The sequence below is a fragment of the Sinorhizobium sp. CB7 genome, assembly GCF_041357635.1.
In the GTDB taxonomy this organism is placed as follows: domain Bacteria; phylum Pseudomonadota; class Alphaproteobacteria; order Rhizobiales; family Rhizobiaceae; genus Rhizobium.
Window position 1 is genome coordinate 85,215 of record NZ_JAULLL010000009.1, and the last position, 15,166, is coordinate 100,380.

The window sequence follows — 15,166 nt, forward strand, 5'->3', positions numbered from 1 at the left end:
TGATTAATTTCTTATTAACCTTAGGTCAACTACCTGAAGTATGGATTTTTCTATTAGTATTAATACAACAAACATACTGAGGAAGTTTTTAAGGTGACTACGAGAGAGGTAGATAACTATTTTTGGGTCTTTCTCAATTTTGCAATCGCATGTGGCCCGTGTATCTCTGTCCACAACTCCATTTATACGCTTAAATGGATTTGAGCCCGCTTATTTACCCTTTCACGAAAATAATTAGTATTGTGACGCCACGTTTTGAACCGCGTGCTTGCATCGATTGTGAGATACATTTAATTGATGGCCCGCGGGATCCCGCATCGACGTTGCCGTTCCAAAATTACGCAGAGTGCGAGCTGCACCATCCGGTGAGCCAAAGGGGTTAGTTGTGAAAGTCGCAATCGTGCATGATTGGCTTTATGTCATGGGTGGCGCCGAAAAGGTTCTTGCAGAGCTTTTCGAGGTATTTCCCGAAGCGGAACTTTTCACTCTGATTGATTTTCTTCCGCAGCATGACCGCGGATTTCTCAAGAATGTCACGATACATACAAGCTTCTTGCAGAAAGTTCCGTTTATCAGGAGACGGCATCGGCAATTCATCGGAATCATGCCGCTCGCGATAGAGCAATTTGATTTTTCGCAGTTTGATCTCGTTATTTCTTCTTCGAGCTCGATCGCCAAGGGAATTATTACCGGGCCGCGTCAAGTGCATATTTCATATGTGCATTCGCCGATGCGCTATGCATGGGACCAGCAGGCGGTATATCTGAAGGAGGCCCGCATGCACCGGGGTCTCAAATCGGCGATTGCGCGGATATTGCTGCACTATCTCAGAATGTGGGACTTTCGCACGGCGCACGGCCCCGATCTCATGATCGCGAACTCTGCTTTTGTCGCGCGTCGGATCAAGAAAACCTATGGCGTTGATGCCAAAATCATCAATCCGCCGGTTGACCTGCAGTACTTCACCCCAGAGGCAGAAAAGCAGGATTATTATGTGACGGCTTCGCGAATGGTGCCGTACAAGAAAATCCCCCTGATCGTTGAAGCCTTCTCGCGAATGCCTGACAAGAAGCTCATTGTCATTGGTGACGGACCGGATTTCGAAAAAGCCAAAAAGGTGGCCGGGCCGAATGTTCAGATCATGGGCTATCAGACGAGCGATGTTCTGCGGACGACGATGTCGAAAGCACGTGCCTTTGTGTTCGCCGCGGAAGAGGACTTTGGGATCATTCCCGTCGAAGCCCAGGCTTGCGGCACACCTGTCATTGCTTTCGGAAAGGGCGGCACCTCCGAGACGGTCCGCGGGCTGGACAAGATGTCGCCAACGGGCGTTCATTTTCACGAACAGTCCGTAGAGGCAATCGTAGAAGCGATTGAGTTATTTGAACGACGGCATAGCGAGATATCACTCGAAAGCTGTGTCGAAAATGCCAGGAATTTTTCGCGGGAACGGTTCAAGGATGCGTTCCGAGCCCTTGTAGGACAATATTTTCCAGAATTTGCGGTCGAAAAAAATGTCTAAGATCAAAGCCTTATACGTATCGCCCGTCCCCAATTTCAAAGGCGGAGCCGAACATTCCCTGTTTGATTTGCTGGCAAATCCCGGAGTTGACCCGGTGCTCGCCGTGCCTGCGGAAGGCGAGCTTGCCGACAAGGCTCGATCGCTTGGAATTCGAGTAGAAGTCGTCGATTTTGGCACCGTTCACGAGGTTCAACGGCCGTTCAAGTTTTCGAGCGGTCTTAAGGTTATGGCCGATGCTTGGCGCGCCGCGGGATCTCTTAAGGAGATCGTGTCAAGCAATGCCATCAATATCGTGCACACCAACGGGCTGAAGGCGCATTCGATCGCGGTGCTGATGCGTCTGCGCTCCACGGCGAAGATCGTCATGCACTTCCGGGACATTGCCTATACCTGGCAGGAAAAGCTGGTTTGGCAGTTGCTGGCATTCTCGGGTTCGCGCGCGGTCTACGTCTCTGCGGCTTGTTGCCCCGACGAACGCGTGCCGTCGAACGGGCGTGTCATTTTCAACGGCGTAGATCCCAAGCCCGCTATAGTGCGTAACCCGTCCACCCCCCTGCGTGTCGGTTTCATCGGCCGCATCCATCCGCACAAAGGGCTGCATGTCCTCCTGGATTGGCTTCACTACGCCAAAGGTAAAGGCGTCTGCGTGCATCTGTTGGTTCGCGGGAAATTTTCGCAGGAGGCGCCGGGTTACGAAAGCGAGATAAAGGCCAAAATTGCGGCATACGGACTAGGCGAGAGCGTGGAATTTCAAGGATTCGTCAGCGATCCTGAGAAGGTTTATGATGGTCTCGACGTCGTCTGCGCACCCGCCCAGGCGGCTGAACCTCTCGGACGCACGATTCTTGAGCCGCTGAATATGGGCCTTCCTGTCATTGCTACTTTGACCGGAGGCACGAAGGAGATGATTCTTCCCAATGTTACCGGTTTTGCGGTACACAGCGCCGAAGAGTTTTATACCGCTATTCAAACCATTCAATCAGAACCGAAAACGATTGACTCGATGGTCAATGCAGGGCGTGACCACGTCAACGCAAACTTCAGCAAGCGAAAGCTGCACCAGTCTATATGTGAGCTTTATCAAGAGCTACTTCCCGCGTGATACTCGTCGCTCGCATAAGCAAGCTTAGGATACTGACGATCGTATTTATTGCGATCGTTCTTCTTTCCGTTCTTTCTTTCGGTTCTGCCAAACCTTTCGCACTTTCTCTTTTGACCGCCGCGATGGCGGCTCTTTTTCTCGTGACCGTCTTCTCGGTCAAGACAGGAACAGCCACCCAACGCTGTCTTCTGCTCGTATCAGTCATTCTGATCTTGGCTTTAGGCTGGAGTCTCTTTCAGACGGCCAATGTATCGGTTCAAGACGCTGATACCATCTATGCGAGTCTATTCTTCTCGTTTCCCGCGATTACGTTTATGACGGGGTTAATTCTTGGCGAGAAAGTCAGAAACGCACGCTTTATTATTAAATTTCTCGCAGTTCCTGCATCGCTTATGGGCGTCGCCTGTCTTGCCGAGTTTCTGATTTCCAGCGACTTCGTACTCGGTCAGCAGAAATTATTCTACAAAGACAGCTTTACACTGACATTCGTAAACCGGAACAACGCCGGTACCTTCTTAGGTCTTACCTCTCTCATATTGATGAGACAATTCTGGGCGTCTTGCCGCAATGTCCCCTCGCTCAATCTGGCCAGAACATTGTTTTTGTGGCAAAGGCCCGATCGCTCGACGCTGATTGCCCTGCTGTATGCAGGGCTGACGTTGTTGACGATCATCGGTCTTTTCCTGACCAAGTCACGCGGCGCGATAGGGGCATCTTTCGTCGCCATGTTCATTTTGGTGGTTTGGCTCCTCTGGCTGCGCCTACGACGGCAGGCGACCGGCCGTCAGCTGAAGGTGAAGTTTGTCGGTGCGGCAGTCGTGATCGCGGCCACAATGCTGGTTGCGTTTATATTTGCGGGCGAACGCGTCATGCTGCGGGCCGATACGATCGGCACTCGGGATCCTCGCTTTTGCACATTGCCGGCGATCGTGCGCATGCTCGAGGACAATTGGCAGTTCGGCACCGGCGCCGGTACCTTCGTTCACGCATTTCCCCGATATAGGGATCCGCAATGCGGCATAAGCGGCATCTGGGAAAAGGCCCATAACTCCTATCTCCAGTTTTGGATCGAGTTCGGATTATTGGCCCCTATTTTGACGATCACCTGTATTTTGTTGGCAGCCTTCGCTTTCGTAAGACACCTTGGCAGCGGGCGATCGTCACGGTCCTACTCGGCTCTTGCGCTCTGTGCTGGCCTGCTCGTTGCTCTGCATGCCATTGTTGATTTTTCGATAGAAATTCCAGGAATCGCCTCCTTTTTTGCAGCTATCATGGCGGCATGTAGCGCCATAGCACTGGCTGATGGCACGCGGCCAATACGAAAATCCGTAGATTATTCTGCTGCGCTGTTATTGAATTCGCGCTTGCGTTGAGACCGCCTTCGTTGCAACGAAAATAGTCTCGCCCCTCACCAGGCTATATTTGGAAACTTCGGGCTCATGCGCGATGAATTCGGCCACCTCGAATCCAGCTTGCCGAAGAAGTTGACTGAAATCACTTCCGTAAAGACGCAAGTGGTCGCTTTGCCCGAAGAGGAGATCTCGATGCCTATGGTCAGCGACATCAGGATCAGAGAAGGATTCCTTCCACTTCGGGACGATGGGTGCAGTCAATAGCACGCGACCCGAAGGCCGCACCACGCGGTACAGCTCGCGCACTGCCGCCACATCATCCGGCACATGTTCAAGAACCTGATGACAAATGACGGTGTCGAAAGTGTTGTCTGCAAATTGAATCCGCTGGATGTCGACTTTTACTTCATCCCGGGTTGGCATGTAATCTGCCATGACATATCGCGCGGCTCGCAGCTTATAGTCTCCGACGAAGCAGCGCTCGGCTCCGAAATGAAGCACCTCCGCGCCGTCGATCCAACTCGGATTGCGTTCCGTGAGAAGGTGGTGTTGCCGGTGACGCTCGACCGAACTGCAGCGGTAGCATGTGGCATCAAAACGAAGCGGAACCCCTGCGGCATAGAAGAATCCGCGGTAGCCGCATATGGGACACTCGCGTTTATGCCGGCCACGATATTGCAAGATGAGATGGAATAGTCGGCGATATCGCGCAAGACAATTCACTATGGAGTTCGGAAGAAAACGCCGGATTTCTGCCGCAGTCCTGCGATCCATGCATCAACCTTGCTCAATTCTTGATCAACGCATGGAATGATCATTGAAATATTGATTCGTGCAAGATGGGGTGCGGTTTGGGTGTCCTTTAGCAACAACTATTCGGCCTTAGAGAGGCACAATGGTCATGTGGTGGTTGATTAAGGCTGCCGACTGTGAGGGCTTCCTTTCGCGAATCTCACCTTCAAGAGCGAGTGGCGTCTCGGCTATGACACAGAGAGGCGCTGCGTTCAGCTTTCCGCTCCACATGCTCGAGCCACGTTAATTTTCTCCACATTTCGTGCAAATTCGCTTCCATATACATTGACGGCCGTAGTACTTGTGGCCGTAGCGGTAGGTCGGAAGGAGCCGGAGTAGCATCGGATAGGCCGGCGGCCCCGACGACACAGTCATTGATTTCCATGCAGGAGCGAAATGCGGGTTCTACATTTCTTCAAGACCTATTGGCCGGATACATTCGGTGGAATCGAACGGACGATCCACGCTATTGCCAAGGGCACTCAGAAATATGGTTTCGAGAGCGATGTCCTCTCGCTCAGCGATCAACCGGAGGGTAATACAAAGCATTTCGATGGCCACATGGCCTACAAGGCGAGGCTCGATTTCGAGTTCGCCTCGACCGGTTTTTCACGCGAAGCCTTCAGGCGATTCAGAGAACTGAGTGCGGCCGCCGACATCATCCATTTCCATTTTCCATGGCCGCTTATGGACGTGGTGCATCTCCTCTCAAAGAACGGTAAGCCGACCGTCGTCACCTATCATTCCGACATCATCAAGCAGAAGACGCTCCTTCGGCTTTATCGCCCGCTCATGTATCGCTTCCTTGGCAGCGTCGATCGTATCGTTGCGACATCTCCCAACTACGTCGAGACGAGCGAGGTACTGCAGCATTTCCGCTCCAAGGTGGAGGTTATACCGCTCGGGCTAGACGAAGGGGACTATCCTCAAGTCGATGAAGCGACCCGGGAGTGCTGGCGGGCAAGGCTTCCCAAACGCTTCTTCCTGTTCGTCGGGGTACTACGATATTACAAGGGCATCCATGTGCTGATGGAGGCGGCAAGGAAAAGCGGCCTCGACGTCGTGATCGTCGGCGACGGACCGATGCGGGTGGACCTTGAAGAGCAGATAGCGCGGGATCGGCTGACGAATGTCCATCTCCTCGGTGCATTGCCGGACAGGGACAAGATGGCCGTCCTCGATCTCAGCCATGCCCTGGTCTTTCCCTCACATCTGCGCTCCGAAGCCTTCGGATTATCTTTGGTGGAGGCATCAATGCGTGGCAAGCCGATGATTTCCTGCGAGCTCGGCACGGGGACGAGCTATGTCAACCTCGACGGCGAGACGGGACTTGTGGTGCCACCGGGCGATGCGGCCGCCTTGGCAGAGGCGATGGGGCAGGTCTGGAACGACGAAGCATTCGCAGACGCGGCTGGTGCTGCCGGACGCGACCGTTACCTTCGACAGTTCACGGCTGGCAGGATGGCAAAGTCCTACAGCACGATCTATCAGCAATTGGCCATCAAGCAGCAGACGGCTGCAAAAGGACCCGTGGCGGCGACGTCACCTATGCTGTGAATCGCCAGTCGAAGTTCCCTGCGGAGCCTATTATTCGCTTGCAAAAGGTCTATCGCTAAACTATTCGCTCCTTAAAACGGGGGGAAGGGGCATGTCCTATCGTGGCCCTCGCTGTAGGCCGCCTGGCGATCAGATTGATGGCGAATTGGGCAAATTGAAGGTTTGGCCGCTGCTGCCTGGAGAGCTCGGTGCATAGCATGCTGCCTTTGTCAGTGTTCCTCTGGATAGCGGTGTCGAGTTCAGCGCAATGACGAGAAAATCTCCAGTGGCGGTCTTCAGCTACAATCGTCCCTCCCACACCGATCGGGCATTGCAGGCGCTAAGCCGATCAGCTCGAATGGCTGATTGCGATTTCTTTTTCTACTCCGACGGCCCACGAAGCGAAGCGGCTAGGCCGGAGGTAGAAGCAACGCGCGAAGTTCTGCGCCGTTGGGCGCCGCACTTCGGTGCAACCGTGGTCGAACGGCCGGCGAATCTGGGCCTAGCCAAGTCGATCGGTGGGAGCGTTGGCGAACTATGTGAACACTACGGCCGTGCGATAGTGGTGGAGGACGACCTTATCGTGAGTGCCGACTTCCTGAGCTACATGATTGAGGCGCTGGACCGATACGAAGATCAGCCCGATATCATGCAGATTGGGGGCCTTACATTGCGGGCGCCCCCCGATCTGAAGGACGATGCATTTCTTCTGCCGGTGACGACGACCTGGGGATGGGCGACGTGGAAACGCGCGTGGCAGCATTTTTCCTGGGTTCCCGAAGATCTGGAAGAGGCCAAGCGCGACGGCACCTGGAAGCGGCTCTTCGACCTGAACGGCACATGCTCGTTCTCGTCGATGCTCGAGGATCGCCTGGCCGGTCGCAATGACTCTTGGGGTATCCTGTGGTGGTATGCGGTCTCTCGCCGGAGGGGGCTCGTCCTCTATCCCAGGAAGAGTCTTGTCCGAAACGGCGGGTTCGACGGGTCCGGCGTCCATTGCGACGACAACGACTTCCTCGGCCAGCCCGATGTTTCGGCCTATAAGGGGTTGGTCATTGGCGAGACTTTCAAGCTTCCGTCCGCCGCAAAATACGAGCCGCAGCACTTGGCTCTACTTGAGGATTTCTTTCGGTCCTTGCAGCCTGCGGCCGCTGCTCCCCAAGCCCATGGAATAAAGGGAAGGCTGAAATCCTTCGCCCAGAAATTGAAAGAGAATGTGCGAAATGCGGTTTCTTGACCGGCTGAAATCCCGTGCGCTGGGCGCTCTCGCAAAAGCATTGGAAGAGGAGCGCCGGCGTGTTCACGGCAAGCCAGCCTACACGCTGGGCTTGGGTTCCCAGCTGTCGGCCGAAGCAGAGGTTAACAATTTTTCAGGCGGAGCGGAGACTATAACGATCGGGCGCAATTCGTTTGTTCGTGGGCGACTGGTAACCTACGGTCATGGCGGACAAATTGAAATTGGTGAGTGGTGCTACATCGGTCACAGAACCGAAGTTTGGTCGATGAAGTCGATCAAGATCGGAAATCGAGTTCTTATTGCTCACAATGTAAACATCCATGATGGGTCTGCACATTCGCTAAACCCTCAAGAGCGACACCAACATTTTCGAGATATAATTGAGAAAGGTCATCCAACGGAGACCTCGCAGGTGCCGGGGATTGTGTCTGAAGAAATCATAATAGAAGACGATGTTTGGATTAGTTTTGGCGTCACAATATTGAAGGGCGTCCGAATAGGGAAGGGCAGCGTGATAGCTGCCGGAGCGATTGTTACGCGTGACGTACCGCCAGGAGTAATATATAGATGCGAAGTATCGCCCGTAATATCGCCATTAAACTAATGAGACCTATATTGCGGTTCGCTCGGGAGACGCAAAATAACGACGTCGCGACGGATCCGAATAACGTTCTTGAGAATGGAACCGTACTTGCGGGCTATACTCTGGATATACGGGCGGGCGCCTCAAATGGTCGCGTTGACATCGGCAAGAACTCGGTGCTGAGTTGCAGAGTTGTTCTTGAAAACGACAAAGCCACGGTATCAATTGGCAGCGACACTTACGTGGGCGGATCAGCTCTTATTTCTGCTGAGAGAATAGAAATTGGGAACAATGTCCTGATTTCCTGGGGTTGCACTCTCGTGGATCACGACTCCCATTCCCTGAACTGGCAGGACAGAGCTAAAGACGTGGCCGATTGGCGTGAAGGATTGTTATCAGGTGGCTTAGCGCGAGCTGCTTCGCTTAAGGATTGGGATGTAGTCGAACGCCGGGCTATTCATGTCAGCGACAAAGTTTGGATTGGCATGAACGTTACGGTTCTAAAGGGTGTAACAATTGGTGAGGGTGCCGTTATCGCCGCCGGGTCGGTTGTCACAAAAGATGTACCGCCTTGGACCTTGGTAGGCGGAAATCCCGCTCGGCCGATACGCGATCTCGTCCAGACGGGTTGATTCTTAGCGATCGGGCGATCTGCTTGGTTGGCAATCAGTGTTTCCCAGAGCGCCTTCCACCAAGTCTCCCACCACCCTATACGTTTGCGCGGCAGGATGGACTCCGTCGACTGTAGTTCCGTCTTTGGCGATACCTTGCTTGCTGCCCTGTAACGACGCAGGGAGCGCCAAGATTGGCAAATTATACTCTGAGCCTATCTGCACAATGGCCTTATTCATCTCGTTTATTACGTCGACGTCGAAATAACCCGCCCCGAGCGACTTGCCTGCTTCAACAGGCAGGATCGGGAGGATATAGAGCCTGACATCTAATGAGCGCAGAATTAATACGGCCTCACGATAACGGGCCGCCCAATTTGTTAAATAGGCGGCCCTGCCGTCGGCATAGCCTTTTACAAGCTCGGCATTGGCATCGTTTACACCGATACCGAGAACCACCGCGTCTATGCGTCCTTTGTATTGGCGCAATTTTTCTAATACAGGAAATACCGTATCGATTCCGCCGCCGCCGATCCCTGCGTTCAGGATGGGCGAACACGCGGATTTGGCAAAAAACGCTTCGACTATGCTGTCGCCCAGCATCACATCAAATGACCTGGATTGATCCACGATCTGGGGTAGCTCAAGCCCAATGATGCTCAATCTGATTGACGCATGGGAAGAGATCGGCGCGGTGTTAGAGGTGGGCGAGAAGTACCCGAGCCAGAAAAGGCCGACGGTCACAATCCACAAGCCAAAGAGAAAAAAGGATACGACAATAAGACTAATAACGGATCGTGCAGGCTTCATCGATGCATTGCTCTAGACATAGGGACGGTCCTTCTATAGCAGTTCGGGTCCGTTAAGTAAGGGCGATTTCGCTTCCACAACCAGCGAGGCGACGGCCGGCGCTTTAGGAGTTGTTCGTGCCGCAAAGCGCAAATTGAGGCGAACAGCGCCCTGGGTCACGGCAGTTTTTGGAGGTCACATGCACCAAATGACTTGGGAAGAATCTGTGCGTTGGTTGCGCGAGCAACCAGACCAGCAGTTTCTTGTTAGGGCATGCTACTTTGATGATCCCTTAGATAAGGCCGCGGAACGCTTTTGGCAGAGTGCAGAATGGAAAGCGATCGCCGCTCTGTTGCCAGCCCCCAACGGAAAAGCATTGGATCTTGGCGCCGGGCGAGGCATCAGCAGTTACGCTTTGGCTCGGGATGGCTGGAACGTGACAGCCCTGGAACCGGATTCGAGCGATCTTGTGGGCGCAGGAGCCATTCACTCGCTCTCCCGGGCAAGCGGTTTGAAGATTGATGTCGTCGGCGAATTTTCGGAGCAGTTGCCTTTCGCCGACAACACCTTCGATGTCGTCAATTGCCGGCAGGTGTTGCACCATGCGCGGGATCTACCCCAGACATGTCGTGAGATTTTTCGCGTTCTGAAACCGGGCGGGATCATGATCGCCACCCGGGAACATGTATTGAGCCGGAAGGAGGACCTCCAGGCCTTTTTGCAGGCCCACGCGCTCCATAAGTTCTATGGAGGAGAAAACGCATTTCTCCTTGAGGAATATCTCTCGGCGATGAGGAATGCCGGCCTCCAGGTGGATAAGGCGCTAGCCCCGCTCGATTCACCAATAAACTATTTCCCAATGACGCCGGAGCAGTGCTTTATCCATTGCACGCGGCCGGTTGCCAATATCATTGGTAGACCGTTGGCAAATCTGTTGTTCAACCGTCGGCATCCCTTGGGTCAGACGTTGATGAGGGCATTGGTGGCCGCACTGAACCGACGCGACCAGACGCCGGGACGCCTCTACTCCTTCGTTGCGGTGAAGCCCGCGTCGGCCGGAAAGACATAATGCAGGAACGTAAAATTGCGGGTAGCCGCTCCGAAAAGAGCGTGCGCATCTACGAAGCTCAAGGCAGCGTGCTTGGGCCTGTTCAATCGCTTGTGCTTGCTGTGCGCGAGCTTTACTGGTCGCGCCATGTTCTATGGCATCTCTTCGTGCGCGATTTCGTAGCAGGCTTCCGACAGAAGCTCTTAGGCTATCTATGGATCGTGCTTGTACCGCTGCTCGGTATAGCAAGTTTCGTCTTTATGCAGCTGACCGGCATCCTGAATCCGGGCGATACCGATTTTCCGTATCCCATCTTCGTTTTCATAGGGACGACGATTTGGGGAATCTTTGTGTCGGCCTTGAGCGTTGTCGCTAACGGGCTGATAAGCAACACGGACCTCGTGATGAGGACGAACATCCCGAAGATTGGATTGGCCATAACCGGGCTGGCGTCGCTTCTTTACAATCTCTTGGTCAATCTCGTAGTTCTGATCGTCTTGATGGCCGTCTTTGGTCGGTTACCGTCGGTGTGGGCTGTCGCCTATCCTTTGGCGGTACTGCCAATCATTCTTCTTGGCGTAGGAATCGGTCTGATACTTTCGGTGATTGGGGCCGTAGCGCGCGATGTGACGGGTATGTTCACAACACTCATCAATCTCGCCATGTATATCACGCCGGTGGTGTACACCGCAGAATTTCAGAACCCTGTGCTTCAGAATGTTGTCCGATTCAATCCGCTCACCTATCTCGTCGATGCACCGCGCAGCCTCTTTGTTCGAGGCGATATTCCTGACCCTCTGGGCTTTGCGCTGGCAACCTTTTTCTCCGTGCTCGTCCTCTGGCTTGGAATTCACGCTTTTTATCTCATCAAAGACAAAGTAACAGAACGGCTATGAGTATGGATCAATGGGCCGTTAAAGCCGAAGGCGTATCGAAAAAGTTCGGGCTGACGCTACGTCAATCCATGAAGTACGGGCTCCGCGACGTGGCTGGTAAGCTCGCCGGAAAGGCTAGCACCTCTAATATTCTGAGGGAGGGCGAGTTCTGGGCGGTCAATGATGTCAGTTTCGAGTTGTACCCAGGCGAGGCGCTGGGGCTTATGGGTGTCAACGGCTGCGGAAAGACGACACTGTTGCGGATACTGAACGGTGTCTACGCGCCAGACAGGGGAAAGGTGCAGATACGTGGACGCGTCGGCGCCTTGATCGCTGCGGGCGCAGGCTTTGCACCCTTGTTGACCGGTCGTGAGAACGTCTACGTCAACGGAGCACTTCTCGGCCTTTCCACGGAGGAAATTGATGGGCTGATGGACGAGATCGTGGCATTCTCTGAGCTTGGCCACTTCATTGATCTGCCGGTCAAAAACTATTCAAGCGGCATGTATGTACGCCTCGGCTTTGCCATTGCCGCGCTTAGCCGGCCAGACGTGCTGCTGATGGATGAAGTACTTGCGGTTGGTGACCTGAACTTTCAAAAGAAATGCTATGATCACATTCTGCAACTGAAGCGAGAAGGTACCGCTATTATCCTTGTTTCTCATTCGCCTGGCGCGATTTGGTCAGTTTGCGATCGCGGCCTCTTTATGAATCAGGGCAGTGTATTGGTGAATGGACCGGTCGAAGACGCAATTAGGGCCTATGACGATCAGAACTCACGAAACGCAAGAGCATCCGCCATTCAATTCGACGCTGCGGCGAAGGATCATGAAGGAAACGAGCGAGTATCGTCAGGTCAATCGGGGTCCGGCGATTTAGCAAATCAATATGGCCATTCTCGCGGCGGTACTGGAGATGCTCATTGCACGTCACTGCGCCTGCTTGGTGCCGACGGCCAACTGGAAGTAGATGAGTTAGAGTTCGGCCAGGACCTATGTCTCGAGTTCGAATACGTTTTTAATAGTCGAATAGAGCAACCAATCTTTCGAGCCAGTATAGATGCTGTGCATTATAAATTTCTAATATCAATTGACTCCATAGAGCAGGGAATGGCGCTCGAGTGTATCGATCCCGGTCGCTACCGGCTGAGGGTCAAAGTGGGAAATCAAAATCTGCGGCCAGGAATGTATGTTGTGAATACTTCGATTACGTCGAAGAACATCGGAGTTCACATTTTTTACTGGCTTTCAGCCAAGAAGTTTGTTGTCCGACATCCGCGCGATCGCTTTCTTTACTCGAATGATCGCGCAGTATTCTTCCTGCCTTGTGATATGACGATGGAGTCACTCGCGTGAAATATGCCCTGCCACTTGATTCCGCGCTTTCAGAGATAATCATCGCTCCGTTTCATGACCCCGAACACTCGCACTGGTTGCCTGTTGCCATTGAGACCGACGGCAGTATTGAACTGGTGCGTGACTCGCTTTGGGACAGCACCGCATTTTACTGGAGCCGATCGGAACACAGTTTCTCCGCAACTCTGAAAATAATCTGCTCGGTGGATTTTGAGAACTATGACAGCGTCATCGTTTGTGCGTCCTTTCCAACGGCTGCAACAATACAAATAGCGCTGATGTCAGCCTCAGGCGAGCTCTGGTCCAAGTGGAGCGGCCCAGTGAGGGGTACCGGGCAGCGGCAGGAACTCGTTTATAAGCTTTCAGAACTTCGTACCTTGCATCGTTCCTTTAGGGAGCGACTGGATCGAGTCGGGGGGATTGCATTGCGCATTTCGTCGGATCCGACCGAGGTTCCGGTGTTGGCCTTGAATTGGGTAGGCCTTCGAAATTCGGAGGCGCACGCACTTGTTCGGCGGTTGCGAACGGAAAGCCATCCGGATTGGGCACCGTGGATCCTGCCTGACGACCACTGGGGGGACGTGCGCTTTGAGCGTGGACTGCTCTTCGATGTCAGCGAACTAAGTGCTGTCAAGGAAAAGCTCAACGACCCTGCGTGGGCTAGCCATTTTGATCTTTTACGGCAGCGTGCCGCCGAATACATGAAGCGCGAGCCTGAGGCAGATTTTGGTGAATATTTGCCGACGCATGATGCTCGTTACATTCGGAAGGAGCAGTTGGGGCGGACGTGCTATCATTGGGAGGCACTAGTACTGGGGTTCGTGGGGCTGGTGACCGACGACCGGCAGATTATACGTCAAGCCTTGCGCTATCTCATGTGCATGGTTCATTCGCGATACTGGACCGAGTCAGGGGAACATAATGTGCCATCGAGCACATGGAGCCACCTCAGCTTCCAGGAGGAAATGACCACGACGAGTGTAGCGATCCTGCTTGATTGGCTCGGCTTTGCACTTTTCCCGCGCACACGCAACCTCATTCGTGAAGCAATAGCCGAGAAGGGCATGGCGAAGGTTGCTCGCGACCTTGCTGCGCGTGAGCACATGCATGCAATGAACCAAGGTGCTGTCTTCAATCGCGCACTTATACTTGGGGGCTTGATGTTGGAATCAGGCTGGCCTCGATACGGCACCCATGTCGTGGACGCGGCCTACACTTCTATGGGCGCTGTCCTTGACAAGTATGTCAAGGAAGATGGTGGTGTGCATGAGGGTATTGGTTATCTTTGTCAAACGATGACCGCGACCTTATGGGCAACCATAGCATATTGTCGGGCACGAGGCTTGGATTGGAAAAGCGAAGTTAGAAAGCGTTTTGCCAAGGTGGACCGGTATGTGGCGGCTATGTCAGCCATGCAGCCTGGCAAAGGCATACCTGCCGGCGATTGCCGCGTTGAATGGTTTGGCGGTGACGCGATTCCCATCATGGCGGAGTTGGATCCGAATTCGAACTTTGCTGCAATTCTACAAAACTGTCTGGTAAATGGATCCGTCCATGAGTTGACAGGTACGCTGTCAAGGAGTGGCGGCTTAGTTGGCATGGTCTACGGGCCCGATAAAGTTGAGAAGAGTCGTCTAATTGTTCCAGAATTTGACCTTTTGCCAGAATCAGGCAAACTAACGATGCTTTTCGGAGGGGGTGACTCACCCCTAATGAGGCTATGGGTGTCAGGCGGCGCCTTGGGAGCGACCCATTCTCATCGTGACGTTGGTCAATTTGCACTTGAGATCGACAACACCCCGATCTTTGTTGACCGTGGAATGGTGCAATACTGGTATGCGGAGGCACACTTTCTGTCGCGCTCCTGGCTTCACAACGTCTTGACGCCAGTGAACGAGAACGGGGAATTTGCAAATCAGGGTCTGCCCACGGAAGGGCAGTTCATGAGTATTTCGCCAGACCAGAAAAGTATTGTCGTGCCGGGCAATGGCATCTGGAACGAACGAATGACGCGCTACGACAGGCATATTTCCATTAATGACGGCTGCGCATTCGTTGTCTCGGACACTTGTGCTTTGCGATCGAACGGGCGTTTGGCCTTTCACCTGCATTCGCCAAGGCCTTTCGAGGTAAGTGGAAACCACGCCTATCTCAGAGACGATAATCTTTCTATCGAACTTTCCTTTCCTTGGGCAGAAAAAGTGGAATGTAAGCAAGTGCTGATCGATCTCGCAAATCGACCAATTTTCCATTTATGCGCCACATCGGTTGTGCTCTCGGGCGACTGCGAATTGAAGACGTTTATAAACGTCGGAAGATAACTGTGCAGGTCTTGCGCCCCATCATCGATAGCGGCTGCGGGGC

13 protein-coding genes are annotated in these 15,166 nt (G+C 53.4%); 11 read left to right on the forward strand and 2 right to left on the reverse strand.

All coding sequences use genetic code 11. The features are described from left to right. The first annotated feature begins 385 nt into the window (after window positions 1-385). Genes AAE029_RS17960 through AAE029_RS17970 form a run of 3 tightly spaced genes read left to right on the forward strand, consistent with a single transcriptional unit; the run spans window position 386 to window position 3,997 of the window. Window positions 386-1,522 (forward strand): glycosyltransferase family 4 protein, encoded by a 1,137-nt coding sequence (locus AAE029_RS17960; RefSeq protein ID WP_371074236.1) that lies wholly within the window; start codon window positions 386-388, stop codon window positions 1,520-1,522. Beyond that, the gene (locus AAE029_RS17965; protein WP_371074237.1) at window positions 1,515-2,624 is read left to right on the forward strand and encodes a glycosyltransferase family 4 protein; all 1,110 of its coding nucleotides are present in this window, start codon (window positions 1,515-1,517) and stop codon (window positions 2,622-2,624) included. The genes AAE029_RS17960 and AAE029_RS17965 overlap by 8 nt, the downstream gene beginning before the upstream one ends. Then, on the forward strand, window positions 2,621-3,997 hold the full coding sequence (locus tag AAE029_RS17970) for an O-antigen ligase family protein (RefSeq protein WP_371074238.1): 1,377 nt from the start codon (window positions 2,621-2,623) through the stop codon (window positions 3,995-3,997). Before AAE029_RS17965 ends, AAE029_RS17970 begins: the two co-directional genes overlap by 4 nt. On the opposite strand, the gene AAE029_RS17975 is transcribed toward AAE029_RS17970, so the two are convergent. Further along, window positions 3,974-4,750 (reverse strand): class I SAM-dependent methyltransferase, encoded by a 777-nt coding sequence (locus AAE029_RS17975; protein ID WP_371074239.1) that lies wholly within the window; start codon window positions 4,748-4,750, stop codon window positions 3,974-3,976. The two genes, AAE029_RS17970 and AAE029_RS17975, sit on opposite strands and share 24 nt — an antisense overlap. Before the next feature lie 414 nt (window positions 4,751-5,164). On the opposite strand from AAE029_RS17975, the gene AAE029_RS17980 reads away from it, so the two are divergent. The 4 genes from AAE029_RS17980 to AAE029_RS17995 all read left to right on the forward strand — a co-directional run bounded on the left by AAE029_RS17980 (window position 5,165) and on the right by AAE029_RS17995 (window position 8,756). After that, entirely contained in the window at window positions 5,165-6,325 is a 1,161-nt protein-coding gene (locus AAE029_RS17980; RefSeq protein ID WP_371074240.1) for a glycosyltransferase family 4 protein, read from the forward strand. Between the two features lie 247 nt (window positions 6,326-6,572). Further along, window positions 6,573-7,541, forward strand: coding sequence for a hemolysin activation protein (locus AAE029_RS17985; RefSeq protein WP_371074241.1), 969 nt, complete (start codon window positions 6,573-6,575; stop codon window positions 7,539-7,541). Next, window positions 7,528-8,145 (forward strand): acyltransferase, encoded by a 618-nt coding sequence (locus AAE029_RS17990; protein ID WP_371074242.1) that lies wholly within the window; start codon window positions 7,528-7,530, stop codon window positions 8,143-8,145. The genes AAE029_RS17985 and AAE029_RS17990 overlap by 14 nt, the downstream gene beginning before the upstream one ends. Then, complete coding sequence (locus tag AAE029_RS17995; RefSeq protein WP_371074243.1) at window positions 8,109-8,756, forward strand: DapH/DapD/GlmU-related protein; 648 nt, start codon at window positions 8,109-8,111, stop codon at window positions 8,754-8,756. Before AAE029_RS17990 ends, AAE029_RS17995 begins: the two co-directional genes overlap by 37 nt. A 3-nt stretch (window positions 8,757-8,759) precedes the next feature. Here AAE029_RS17995 and AAE029_RS18000 read toward each other — a convergent pair whose 3' ends face one another. Further along, a complete protein-coding gene (locus AAE029_RS18000) occupies window positions 8,760-9,545 on the reverse strand; it encodes an SGNH/GDSL hydrolase family protein (protein ID WP_371074244.1) in 786 nt (261 codons plus the stop codon). 178 nt (window positions 9,546-9,723) lie between these two features. Here AAE029_RS18000 and AAE029_RS18005 point away from each other — a divergent pair, with 178 nt between their 5' ends. The 4 genes from AAE029_RS18005 to AAE029_RS18020 are packed head-to-tail and all read left to right on the forward strand — an operon-like array spanning window position 9,724 to window position 15,123. Further along, window positions 9,724-10,593, forward strand: coding sequence for a class I SAM-dependent methyltransferase (locus AAE029_RS18005; RefSeq protein ID WP_371074245.1), 870 nt, complete (start codon window positions 9,724-9,726; stop codon window positions 10,591-10,593). Beyond that, entirely contained in the window at window positions 10,593-11,468 is an 876-nt protein-coding gene (locus tag AAE029_RS18010) for an ABC transporter permease (RefSeq protein ID WP_371074246.1), read from the forward strand. Before AAE029_RS18005 ends, AAE029_RS18010 begins: the two co-directional genes overlap by 1 nt. Then, entirely contained in the window at window positions 11,465-12,802 is a 1,338-nt protein-coding gene (locus AAE029_RS18015) for an ABC transporter ATP-binding protein (protein WP_371074247.1), read from the forward strand. The genes AAE029_RS18010 and AAE029_RS18015 overlap by 4 nt, the downstream gene beginning before the upstream one ends. Further along, on the forward strand, window positions 12,799-15,123 hold the full coding sequence (locus AAE029_RS18020; protein ID WP_371074248.1) for a hypothetical protein: 2,325 nt from the start codon (window positions 12,799-12,801) through the stop codon (window positions 15,121-15,123). Before AAE029_RS18015 ends, AAE029_RS18020 begins: the two co-directional genes overlap by 4 nt. Window positions 15,124-15,166: the final 43 nt, after the last annotated feature.

Coding starts and splice junctions, on each gene's coding strand:
- AAE029_RS17965 (WP_371074237.1), top strand. CDS start 1,515: ATGTCTAAGATCAAAGCCTTATACGTATCGCCCGTCCCCAATTTCAAA.
- AAE029_RS17990 (WP_371074242.1), top strand. CDS start 7,528: ATGCGGTTTCTTGACCGGCTGAAATCCCGTGCGCTGGGCGCTCTCGCA.
- AAE029_RS18005 (WP_371074245.1), top strand. CDS start 9,724: ATGCACCAAATGACTTGGGAAGAATCTGTGCGTTGGTTGCGCGAGCAA.
- AAE029_RS18000 (WP_371074244.1), bottom strand. CDS start 9,545: ATGAAGCCTGCACGATCCGTTATTAGTCTTATTGTCGTATCCTTTTTT.
- AAE029_RS17975 (WP_371074239.1), bottom strand. CDS start 4,750: ATGGATCGCAGGACTGCGGCAGAAATCCGGCGTTTTCTTCCGAACTCC.
- AAE029_RS17985 (WP_371074241.1), top strand. CDS start 6,573: ATGACGAGAAAATCTCCAGTGGCGGTCTTCAGCTACAATCGTCCCTCC.
- AAE029_RS17995 (WP_371074243.1), top strand. CDS start 8,109: ATGCGAAGTATCGCCCGTAATATCGCCATTAAACTAATGAGACCTATA.
- AAE029_RS18010 (WP_371074246.1), top strand. CDS start 10,593: ATGCAGGAACGTAAAATTGCGGGTAGCCGCTCCGAAAAGAGCGTGCGC.
- AAE029_RS17980 (WP_371074240.1), top strand. CDS start 5,165: ATGCGGGTTCTACATTTCTTCAAGACCTATTGGCCGGATACATTCGGT.
- AAE029_RS18015 (WP_371074247.1), top strand. CDS start 11,465: ATGAGTATGGATCAATGGGCCGTTAAAGCCGAAGGCGTATCGAAAAAG.